At 40.9% G+C, this 10,481-nt stretch carries 11 protein-coding genes; 8 read left to right on the top strand and 3 right to left on the bottom strand.

What is annotated here, in order from left to right:
- Nucleotides 1–463: TetR/AcrR family transcriptional regulator (locus LD39_RS00465; RefSeq protein ID WP_035541651.1), on the bottom strand; the 463-nt coding region annotated here is incomplete at its 3' end.
- Between the two features lie 158 nt (nt 464–621).
- Here LD39_RS00465 and LD39_RS00460 point away from each other — a divergent pair.
- Together LD39_RS00460 and LD39_RS00455 are read left to right on the top strand one after the other, a co-directional pair.
- Nucleotides 622–2,184 carry a GNAT family N-acetyltransferase gene (locus tag LD39_RS00460; protein WP_035541648.1) on the top strand — a complete coding sequence of 521 codons (1,563 nt, stop codon included), beginning with the start codon at nt 622–624 and terminating at the stop codon, nt 2,182–2,184.
- Nucleotides 2,185–2,199: 15 nt separating this feature from the next.
- Nucleotides 2,200–2,922 carry an SDR family oxidoreductase gene (locus LD39_RS00455; protein ID WP_035541644.1) on the top strand — a complete coding sequence of 241 codons (723 nt, stop codon included), beginning with the start codon at nt 2,200–2,202 and terminating at the stop codon, nt 2,920–2,922.
- Nucleotides 2,923–2,983: 61 nt separating this feature from the next.
- On the opposite strand, the gene LD39_RS00450 is transcribed toward LD39_RS00455, so the two are convergent.
- Nucleotides 2,984–3,220, bottom strand: coding sequence for a YhdB family protein (locus LD39_RS00450; protein WP_035541643.1), 237 nt, complete (start codon nt 3,218–3,220; stop codon nt 2,984–2,986).
- A gap of 170 nt (nt 3,221–3,390) precedes the next feature.
- Between LD39_RS00450 and LD39_RS00445 the strand changes: the two genes are divergently transcribed.
- Both LD39_RS00445 and LD39_RS00440 read left to right on the top strand, forming a co-directional pair.
- Complete coding sequence (locus LD39_RS00445) at nt 3,391–3,876, top strand: hypothetical protein (RefSeq protein WP_035541642.1); 486 nt, start codon at nt 3,391–3,393, stop codon at nt 3,874–3,876.
- A 128-nt stretch (nt 3,877–4,004) separates the two neighbouring features.
- Nucleotides 4,005–4,544 (top strand): YhcN/YlaJ family sporulation lipoprotein, encoded by a 540-nt coding sequence (locus tag LD39_RS00440; RefSeq protein ID WP_035541641.1) that lies wholly within the window; start codon nt 4,005–4,007, stop codon nt 4,542–4,544.
- A 41-nt stretch (nt 4,545–4,585) separates the two neighbouring features.
- Here the strand turns inward: LD39_RS00440 and LD39_RS00435 are convergent, their stop codons facing one another.
- Nucleotides 4,586–5,611 (bottom strand): S-layer homology domain-containing protein, encoded by a 1,026-nt coding sequence (locus LD39_RS00435; protein WP_035541639.1) that lies wholly within the window; start codon nt 5,609–5,611, stop codon nt 4,586–4,588.
- 201 nt (nt 5,612–5,812) lie between these two features.
- Here LD39_RS00435 and LD39_RS00430 point away from each other — a divergent pair, with 201 nt between their 5' ends.
- From LD39_RS00430 to LD39_RS00415, 4 genes are all read left to right on the top strand, one after another.
- Nucleotides 5,813–6,388, top strand: a complete 576-nt coding sequence (locus tag LD39_RS00430; protein WP_035541637.1) for a TetR/AcrR family transcriptional regulator — start codon at nt 5,813–5,815, stop codon at nt 6,386–6,388.
- 70 nt (nt 6,389–6,458) lie between these two features.
- Nucleotides 6,459–8,666 carry a YhgE/Pip domain-containing protein gene (locus tag LD39_RS00425; protein WP_035541636.1) on the top strand — a complete coding sequence of 736 codons (2,208 nt, stop codon included), beginning with the start codon at nt 6,459–6,461 and terminating at the stop codon, nt 8,664–8,666.
- 73 nt (nt 8,667–8,739) lie between these two features.
- On the top strand, nt 8,740–9,234 hold the full coding sequence (locus tag LD39_RS00420; protein ID WP_035541635.1) for a GNAT family N-acetyltransferase: 495 nt from the start codon (nt 8,740–8,742) through the stop codon (nt 9,232–9,234).
- Nucleotides 9,235–9,328: 94 nt separating this feature from the next.
- The coding region (locus tag LD39_RS00415; protein ID WP_035541632.1) for a SpoVR family protein at nt 9,329–10,481 on the top strand (1,153 nt) is incomplete at its 3' end.

The following is a 10,481-nucleotide window of genomic DNA, read 5'->3' as shown; positions in this document are numbered from 1 at the left end:
CGGTACGAGCCGATAAACCTGGATGAATGTATCCTTGCTCTTTTCCTTGATTGATCAATTGCATCAGTAAAGGGACGGATTTTTCTTCTGAGAACTTGCGAATGAATTCCTGGATATGTGGTTGATCTGCCATGACGGATTGAAGAAAGTCTGGATTCATATGGAGGATGTTTTCTTTCTTCCCTTGGATAACGAAGCTGATTTTATCTTTAAAGCTCATATTTTGGTCGTTGACTATATCTTTGAAATGGTCAAACTGCTCATAGATGAATTTCTTGACGGTTTCGAATAGGAGCTGGTCTTTTCCACCAAAATAATTATAGATGGTTACTTGCGATACTTGTGCTTTCTGAGCAATTTCCTGTATGCTCACTTTTTGAACACCATACGTCGAAAATAAACCATAGGCCGCATTCAGTATATTCGTTTTCTTACGTTCTTTCCGTCTTTCAAACCCATTCATAGGCTACACCTCTTCCCGTCCATATTACCCTGAAATATGAAGTATATCAATTCATACATTTCATTTTTTCGAATATCATTGCTCCAAGCTAGACAGACGGTTCCACCGTTAAGTACGATAAGATTAGAGGGAGAATCAGAAAAGAGAGGGGATATTTTATGTCCAAGCTTGATTTGACACAATATGAAAAGAAAATCATCGTCCGTAATATGCAAGAAAAAGACATAGAACAAATCTTTGAACTTCAGAAAGAGTGTTTTCCTAATATGGAACCTTGGGAAAGGGGCCACTTGGAGAGTCACCTGAGGTTGTTTCCTGAAGGACAGTTCGTCGTAGAATTCGAAGGAAAAATTATCGGCAGCTGTTCAAGTTTAATTGTCAACTTTGATGAGTATGATGATAAGCATACGTGGGACGACATTACAGATGAGGGGTATATCACAAACCATGATCCTGATGGATATAACTTATATGGAATCGAAGTCATGGTTCACCCTGGCTACCGGGGAATGAAAATCGGCCGCAGACTATATGAAGCGAGGAAAGAGCTCGCCATGAGTTTGAATTTAAAGAGTATTATCATTGGAGGACGTATACCTAATTATCATAAATATGAAAAGGAAATGTCACCAAGGGATTATGTGGAGGAAGTGAGAAACCAGAATATTTATGATCCTGTGCTGACTTTCCAGATTATGAATGGATTCACGGTTATGAGAATCAATCCGAACTACTTACCTGACGATGAGAAATCGTCGAAGTACGCTACATTGATGGAATGGAACAATATTGATTATCGTGCGCGTACGAAGCGATATTTTAAAACAAGTAACCCTGTTCGAATCATGGTCATCCAATATATGATGAAAAACATTGATTCTTTTGAGGAATTTGCCAAACAGTGTGAGTATTACGTAGATGTGGCAGCTGATTATGGGTCTGATTTTGCAGTATTTCCAGAAATCTTTACAACTCAGCTGATGTCCTTCTTAGATGAAAAAGTCCCTTCGACGGCAGTCAGACGCTTATCAGAGTATACCGAAGATTATATTGAAACGTTCACACACTTAGCTGTGAAATATAATGTCAATATCATTGGCGGCTCTCATTTCGTTGAAGAAGACGAGCAAATCTACAATATTTCTTACTTATTCCGTAGAGATGGCACGATTGAAAAGCAATATAAGATTCATGTTACACCAAACGAGCGCACGTGGTGGGGGATTCAGCCCGGCGATGCAGTTAAAGTATTCGATACGGATTGTGGGAAGATTGCTATCCAGATTTGTTATGACATTCAATTTCCTGAACTTGCTCGCTACGCGGTTGACCAGGGGGCTAACATTATTTTTGTACCATTCTGTACAGATGACCGACAAGGCTATCTAAGAGTACGGTACTGTGCACAGGCTCGTGCTGTTGAAAACCAGGTGTACACGGTTATCGCTGGTACAGTTGGAAACCTGACACAAGTCGAAAATATGGATATTCAATATGCTCAGTCAGGAATTTTCACCCCATCTGATTTTGAATTTGCAAGAGATGGAATTATTGGAGAGTGTAATCCGAATGTTGAAACAGTCGTCGTCGGTGATGTGGATCTTGAAATTCTGCGCCGCCAGCGGAAGTCGGGAACAGTTAGACAACTTCGCGACCGTAGACGGGACTTATTTGAAGTCAACTATAAGGTCGGCACTGAGATTAAGCGAGAACGAACGTAAAAGGAGAGAGATAGTGTGTTAAGAGACCAGGTCGCTGTAGTAACAGGAGCTTCCAGAGGAATCGGTAAGGAAATCGCAAGTCAGCTTGCTGCTAAAGGTGTGCGGCTGGCGCTTCTAGGCAGCTCGGAGGATATTCATAACACAAAGGAGGAGTTAGAAGAGAAGGGCTTTTCGAACATCCTCTCTTTTACTGCCGATGTAAGTAATGAGAACGATATCGATCATGTCATCCAAGCAACTAAAAATGCTTTTGGGAAAGTAGACATCTTAATTAATAACGCAGGAAAAGGTGAGTTTAAACCAGTCGAGGATGTAACGGTGGAAGAATGGCAAAATACGTTCGAAATAAATGTACAAGGGGTATTCCTTGCCAGCAAAGCCGTACTCCCTCTAATGAAAAAGCAGAAATTTGGAACGATTGTAACTGTCGCTTCAGATGTCTCACGATATACGATCGAAAATGGTTCGCTTTATACAGCAACTAAATATGCTGTCCAAGGCTTTATGGGCTCTCTCGCTCAAGAAGTAAGAGAACACGGGATACGAGTGGGAACCGTTAATCCTGGAATGGTGGATACTTACTTTGCGAATGGTACGCAAGGGGATCCTGAAAAAGCCGATTGGCTAAAAGTGCAAGATATCGCAGAAGCGGTTGTATATATGGTTCAGGCTCCTAAGCATATGGTAGTTGACGAATTACACGTCCACCCCCTTATCCAACAGTATCCAAGGATGTAATTTTACCAAATAACACCACCTCAGGTCATCCATTAATTGGAAAACTTGAGGTGGCTGTTTTTTAATATATATAAAACGTGGGTTGTGTCGTAGCGTGGGCATGGTCTAAATAATTCAGCAAATTTTCATGTGATTCAAGCATTTCGCTTTCATTTCCTGGGTAGTAGCATGCGTGCAGGAAGGACTCGATTTTTTTTGATAAGAATTGATCCCTTGTTCGCACCATGAGGACGAGAAGATCATCCCATTGCCCCCAGATCATGAAATGTAATGCTTTATCGTAATCCTGATAATTCATGGGTCACACATCCTTTGGTCAAGGATTGTTTTTATTATGACCTAAGCGGGTAACGATAAATCAGGAAGTTCGTCACAGTTAGGGAAATTACGACTTCATTTGCTCATTTTTTCCCAAACATTGAAAAAATTTGTTATGATTATAAGGAAAGATTCTTGGAGGGCAGGAAGATGAAGGGAGATTCAATGATGACCGAGAAACAATGGCTTTATGTGAATTTGGGTGGGGTCATCGCCTTCAGTTTGTTTGTATTGTTAAGCTTTGGAACAGCTGAAGCGGGGTCCGCTCATGGTGTAATGATTTTGATCAGTGAAATAGTGGGTGGATTAACATTGGTCAGTTCGATTCTTTCACTACTATACATAAAAAGCGAACAGCGATTTATTTCCATATCCATCGTTGCCTTTCTTATTGCATGGTTGATTTACGCGATTGGATATGAAATTGGAATCGATGGCGAAACAAAACACAGCTGGATCTGGTTTTTTAGTTTGTACATAATTTTGTTAGCCGGCTTTATCGTAATAAGAATCTGTTATAAAAGAATTTTGGGCTTATATAAATTACTACCACCATTTTTATTATTTTTAAATGGTATGCTTTTCGTATTTATTATTTTTATTCATATTTGGTGGCATTTGCCTTTTACTGGTTAATAAAGTCTTCCCATGCGGGAAGGCTTTTTTTATTTTGCATCATTTGACGATTTTTAGAAGTCAAGGCTTCGCATATTTACATTTGATCGACACATACTACGAGTAAGCTTCTAAGGAGGAATAGTATTATGAAGATAAAAGCGTTTGCTATTGGGCTTTTAGCAGCTTCTTCTCTTGTTGCATGTCAAGCACAACAGGAAGCTGGAAGATACCAGGATAATAATAACGGTGTTCAAAACACCAGTTTTCAACGTACAGCAGATAATATGTACGAAGAAGGCAAAAATATAAACAATTATGATAATGATCGAGGCATGGTTCATAATACTAATTATGACGTTGCGGAAAGAGCAGCTGATAAAGTTGCTAAGAATGTTGATGGTGTAAAACGCGCTTACGTTCTTAAAACCCGTGACAATGCTTATGTTGCTGCTGTGTTAGATGATAACAAAGACACAAATGACCTTTCTGATAAAAAGGAAAAAGAAATTACCAAAGCAGTAAAATCAACCGACCAGGATATCAACAACGTGTATGTGTCAACAAACCCCGACTTTGTCGATTTGACAAATAACTATGTTGACGATGTTCAAAACGGTAACCCAGTAAGAGGGTTCTTCCAAGAATTTGGTCAAATGGTTGATCGAATCTTCCCAGAAGCTCGATAATAACAAAACCAGGCTTCCTTTTTAGGATGCCTGGTTTTTGCTTAATTGTCCGGAGTTTTATCATAAATTTTCCATTCTCCATCTTTTTTATGAAGTCGGTAAATGCCTGCGTCGGATAATACATGTGTATAGGGTTCTGACTGTGGGCGTGTAGCGGTTTCCTCATAGTCGGCACGGGTTATTTTTACTACGGCAAAACGGTTCGAGAGTGTCGTTGCATGGGATTGGATGTCAGATTTCATAGTGAAGTCAAACGTCACTCCTGCATCTTCAAGTGATTGTCTAGAATAATGTGTCATAATTGTTTGTAATGCATAAAAATAGCCTTCTGTTCGACCCTCAACGGCTTTTAATCGATCAATATCATTCGTTTCCAAAGCTGCTTTCCATTCATGGTTATACTCATTTACAAGCTCAAGAATTTTTGCTTCATTTGGTGATTCTGACTTTTCCTGGTCCAATGCTCTTTTTATCATTACGATAGCTTCAGCGCGTGATGCATTACGATAAGGTTTGAACTCAACCTCTGTAACTCCATGAATTATTCCTACTCTGCTTGATTTATTAATGAATGACAGCGCCCAATGCCCAGAAGGAACATCTCGGAATTTTTTTGGACTGCCTATGGAAAAATCAATTCCTTCCTCCAATGCTCTTACAATGACGGCAGCGATTTCAGCTCTGGTGATCGGCCGGTTGGGTTCAAATTTTTGATCACCTACGCCTTCGATCAGTTCATTTGAAGAAGCTATGTAGATATTCTCTTCGTACCATCCACCTTTAACATCAGTAAAGGCCATACCATTTTCTTTTTTCTTAAGCTCCAAAACTCGATTTAAAATGGTAACAAACTCTGCGCGAGTTATTGATTGATTTGGTCTTATTTCATGACTGCCGTCTTCAGATTCATATCCTTTTACTAAATTCGAACGTACAAACTGAGTAATTTCTGGTTCAGCCCAATGGGAACTCACATCTACGGGATTATATCGCTCTGCATATACATTCGAGCTGCTTATAAACAGCATAACAGTAACTACCAAAACAGCTGTTTTCATAATTTTCATTCGTTAACCACCTTTTTTTACATATGGGGTTATCGTATCATGAAAAACAATTCCATAGGTACACCTTATTAAAGAGATTTTCAGTAGATTCTCTTTAATACCTGTGAAAAAATATAAAAAAAGGTTGCAAGCTGAGATGAGAAGAGTATAATCATCCCTAGACAAGTTGACTAAATTGTTCAAACGGTCAGGAGGTGAATGATGGCTAAAGAAAAAAGGAAAGAAATTCTTGATGCAGCGAGACATTCTTTTGCCACATTCGGTTATAAAGCGACAACGATGGATTTAGTTGCGAAAGCCGCTAATGTAGGAAAAGGGACGATTTATAATTTTTTCAAAAATAAAGAGGAACTTTTTCAAGAGATCATTGCAGAGCTTCTCTTAGAGATGAAAGAGCAAGCCGAAACTGTCATGCAAGCGGGGCGTCCTCTGAAGGAAAATGTCCATCTCGCTTTATTTGAGCTTCTTGAATATCGGAGAAGCCACCAGCTGACAGTAAAGCTCGTTCAAGAAGCAAAAGAAATTGGTACTTTTGCTGTGAAAGAGGCACTTGACAATATGGAAGCCTTGATCTTAGGGTATTTGAATGAAAAAATTACCCAGGCGATCGATCAGGGGGATATTCGATCATGTGATCCTGAAATTACGGCCTTCATGATGTTTAAGCTCTATACAGCTTTCATCATCGACTGGGAAGAACGCCATAAGCCGCTTTCAAAAGAAAAATTACTTCAATTGTTTGATGAGTACGTATTCAAAGGATTATCACCATCCTGATAATCCTTTTCTTTTGCAATAGAATGACTAAATGAACAAAATAGTCAAAAGTTATTAGGAGGAAATAAGAATGAATGGTTTTAAACTCTGGCTTTCAGAATTGAAAAGCATAGGAAAAGATAAAAAAATGTTGATTCCGTTTTTAGCGGTTTTGATGATTCCGCTCATTTACAGCGCCATGTTTTTATGGGCGTTTTGGAATCCATACGGAAGCATGGATCAACTGCCCGTCGCAATTGTTAACTCTGATGAAGGGGCTGAGTTTAATGGAGAACCTCTTGATGTCGGGGGCGAATTTGTCGATAACTTAGAGGATAGCGGAGACTTCAAATATGATGTTGTGTCAAAAGAGGAAGGATACCAGGGACTTGAGGATCAGCAGTATTATATGCTCGTAGAAATCCCTGAAAACTTTTCATCCCATGCAACGACTGTACTGGATGAAAAACCAGAAAAATTACAGTTGAAATATGTTCCGAATGAAGGGTTTAACTTTTTGTCTGCTCAAATAGGCGAATCTGCAACTGAGCAAATGAAGGCGAAACTATCCAGCGAAATGACGGAGACTTATGCAAATGCGATGTTCACCCAGTTTAATGAGATAAAAACTGGTCTTGCAGATGCTAGCGATAAAGCTGGAGAACTTAATGATGGAGCAGCTAAAATCGATCAAGGAGCTGAACAAATTAAAGAGAAGCTCCAAACCTTTACTGAGAAACAGTTGGAGTTAGCGGATGGAACACAGTCACTTCGTAATGGAGCTTCAGAATTAGCCAGTGGTTCAGCGGAGTTAAATAACGGTTTGGCCAAGTTGAATGATGGATTCGGTAAACTGAAGCAAGGGACAGGTGAGGCTCAATCAGGAGCTCAACAACTAAAAGAAGGACTTGGACAGTCCAAGCAAGGAGCAACTAAGTTAGAAGAGGGATTAGGACAACTGGTAGGAAAGACGAGTGAGCTTGAACAAGGAGCCGCTCAGTTGAATCAGTCGATTGGTCAGCTTCAGAAGGGATCTGAAAAGCTTTCTGGCTCTGCTGGTCAGCTTTCCGCTGGGCTAGGTGAATTGAAAAAGCAAATGACCCCATTGATTGAGAATCTTCCTGATGAGCAAAAACAAGCTTTACTAACTCAAATCGGAGCGCTTCAAACAGGGGCTTCTCAGATTGCAGATGCTTCTCAAGGTTTATCCGACGGCGCAAGTCAAATTTCTTCTGAAACGGAAGGATTGCCAGCCCAAGTGTCAGCATTAAATCAGGCTCAACAGCAATTGAAAGCTGGAGCATCCGAGCTGTCTGAAGGACAGTCGCAACTTTATACCGGAGCTGCTCAATTAGTTGATGGTGAAAACCAATTGTACAACAATATGCAGACCTTTGCCTCCAAGCTGGGAGAAGCTCAATCAGGGTCCAGTAAGCTTGCTTCAGGAGCTTCCGACCTGAATCAAGGTGCGAGTCAGGTGTTTGATGGATCTAACCGCTTGGCAGATGGCTCTCAAAAGCTTCAGCAAGGAGCAAGCGACTTATCTGAAGGTACGAATGAGTTGACTGCCGGAACAGATCAATTCGAAAATGAACTTACCGATGCATCAACGGAAGCAAACAAGGTGCAGGCTGACGAAGAGACTGGCGATATGATGGCGAAGCCTGTAGATTTGGATAAGGAAGCCGTCAATTCTGTTCCCAATTACGGAACTGGATTCACGCCATATTTCCTTTCTCTAGGATTGTTTGTCGGAGCCTTGTTACTAACGATCGTGTATCCTGTGAGAGAACCGGTTCTTGCACCGAAGAATGCATTTAGCTGGTTCATTTCCAAATTTGGTGTATTACTCGGGGCAGGCATAATCCAGGCCGTTGTTGCAGCAAGTGTTATCCTTTACGGGCTCGGACTTGAAGTAGCGAGTGCGCCTTACTTTTATTTATTCAGTATTATAACGAGTCTTACGTTTATGGCTCTCGTACAGATGCTTGTTACTTTAATGGGGGACCCTGGCCGATTTGTTGCGATTATCATTCTTATTTTACAATTGACTACAAGTGCAGGGACCTTCCCGCTTGAATTGATACCAGAACCACTGCAAGCATTTAACCCGCTTCTGCCGATGACATATTCAGTCTCTGGGTACAAAGCGGTGATTTCTGACGGAAACTTTTCAGCGATGTGGCAGGACGCGTCAGTTCTCGGAGGCTTTATCATTGGGAGCATACTCATAACGATCACTTATTTTGTCATTAAATTCAAGAAAACGTACACGTATCATCAAGAGAAGACTGCGTAAATGTGAGGAGAGAGTGCCGGCACTCTCTCCTTTTTGCTATACTAAGGGGCACTGAACCTGGAGGAGGAAAACGATGATTTCTAACTTAAAGCCTGAAGAGGCAAGAGCTTTTGTATCCTTAACGAGTAAACTGGAGAGAGAATCGGACTTCTTGCTGTATGAAGCTGGGGAAAGAGAGATGTCAGAAGACAAAGCGCGTTCGATGATCCAATCTATTGAAAAACAAAAGAACTCAGCTATATTTGTCGCCAGGAGTGGTGACGAGCTGATTGGCCACGTCATGTGTATCGGCGGAAGCGCCAGAAGAAACCGTCATACCGTCCATATTGTAACGGGAGTCCTGGCTGATTATCGTGGAAAGGGATGGGCAACCCGTTTGTTTGCAGAGGTGGATGAATGGGCGGTTGAACACCATATACATAGACTTGAATTAACCGTTATGGTGCATAATGAACCAGCTAAGAAGTTATACGAAAAAGCAGGCTTTGCAATTGAAGGAACGAAAAAAGATTCTTTGTTCGTAAACGGCGATTGGGTGGACGAGTACTTGATGGCTAAAGTATTCTAGCAGTTTTTAATATGGGGACAGGCCATCTATCTTTCATGTTCCTTGTGGTGCCTTCATATAGTTAAGATAAGTGAAATCCAAGGAGGGGGCACCTTTGAAACCAGAAGACCAAAAAAAGCTCGAATATGCGATAAGAGAGATTACGGAAATCGCAAAAGGGTTTGGGCTTGATTTCTACCCGATGCGATACGAAGTCTGTCCTGACGATATTATTTATACCTTCGGTGCGTATGGAATGCCGACACGTTTTTCACATTGGAGCTTTGGAAAACAGTATTATAAAATGAAAATCCAATACGATCTCGGACTTAGTAAAATCTATGAGTTGGTCATTAATTCGAACCCATGCTATGCCTTTTTGTTGAATTCGAACAGCTTGATTCAAAATAAATTGATCGTCGCTCACGTACTGGCTCACTGTGATTTCTTTAAGAATAATGCTCGTTTTCAAAACACAAAACGGGACATGGTAGAAAGCATGGCTGCAACGGCTGAGCGGATCGCCGCCTACGATAAGCTTTATGGAAAAGAAGAAGTTGAGTCGTTCTTGGATGCCGTCCTTGCGATCCAGGAGCATATTGATCCATCGCTGGTTCGCCCGAAGTTAGCCTGGTCCATGGATGAGGAAGAGAGCTCAGAAAAACGCACCTATACTCCTTATGATGATTTATGGAAAATGGATGAATCTTCTTCGGAAGACCGCCCTAATTTCAGGAAGAAGCGGAAATTCCCACCCCGTCCAGAGAAGGATCTTCTCCTCTTCATTGAACAGTACAGTCGAGAACTGGAGGATTGGCAGCGGGACATTTTGACAATGATGCGTGAGGAAATGCTATATTTCTGGCCTCAGCTGGAAACGAAGATTATGAATGAGGGCTGGGCATCATACTGGCATGCGAGAATTCTTAGGGAAATGGATTTGACAAGCGATGAAGCAATTGAATTTGCGAAACTGAACGCAAGTGTCGTACAGCCATCAAAAACTCAATTAAACCCTTACTATCTTGGTTTGAAAATCTTTGAGGACATTGAAGATCGTTATGACAACCCTTCGGAAGAAATGAGGAAGCATGGGGTCGAGCCAGGATCAGGACGTGAGAAAATTTTTGAAGTACGAGAAATAGAGTCTGATCAAAGTTTTATTCGCAACTATTTGACGAGAGAACTTGTGCGTCGTGAAGATTTATATCTATTTCAAAAGCAAGGCCAGAAATATAAAATAACAGATAAAGACCATGAAGCGGTTC

Source organism: Halobacillus sp. BBL2006 (genome assembly GCF_000786645.1).
Lineage (GTDB): Bacteria > Bacillota > Bacilli > Bacillales > Halobacillaceae > Halobacillus.
This window is presented reverse-complemented; position numbering and strand designations above follow the sequence as displayed.

Coding starts and splice junctions, on each gene's coding strand:
- LD39_RS00460 (WP_035541648.1), top strand. CDS start 622: ATGTCCAAGCTTGATTTGACACAATATGAAAAGAAAATCATCGTCCGT.
- LD39_RS00450 (WP_035541643.1), bottom strand. CDS start 3,220: ATGAATTATCAGGATTACGATAAAGCATTACATTTCATGATCTGGGGG.
- LD39_RS00445 (WP_035541642.1), top strand. CDS start 3,391: ATGAAGGGAGATTCAATGATGACCGAGAAACAATGGCTTTATGTGAAT.
- LD39_RS00440 (WP_035541641.1), top strand. CDS start 4,005: ATGAAGATAAAAGCGTTTGCTATTGGGCTTTTAGCAGCTTCTTCTCTT.
- LD39_RS00435 (WP_035541639.1), bottom strand. CDS start 5,611: ATGAAAATTATGAAAACAGCTGTTTTGGTAGTTACTGTTATGCTGTTT.
- LD39_RS00430 (WP_035541637.1), top strand. CDS start 5,813: ATGGCTAAAGAAAAAAGGAAAGAAATTCTTGATGCAGCGAGACATTCT.
- LD39_RS00425 (WP_035541636.1), top strand. CDS start 6,459: ATGAATGGTTTTAAACTCTGGCTTTCAGAATTGAAAAGCATAGGAAAA.
- LD39_RS00420 (WP_035541635.1), top strand. CDS start 8,740: ATGATTTCTAACTTAAAGCCTGAAGAGGCAAGAGCTTTTGTATCCTTA.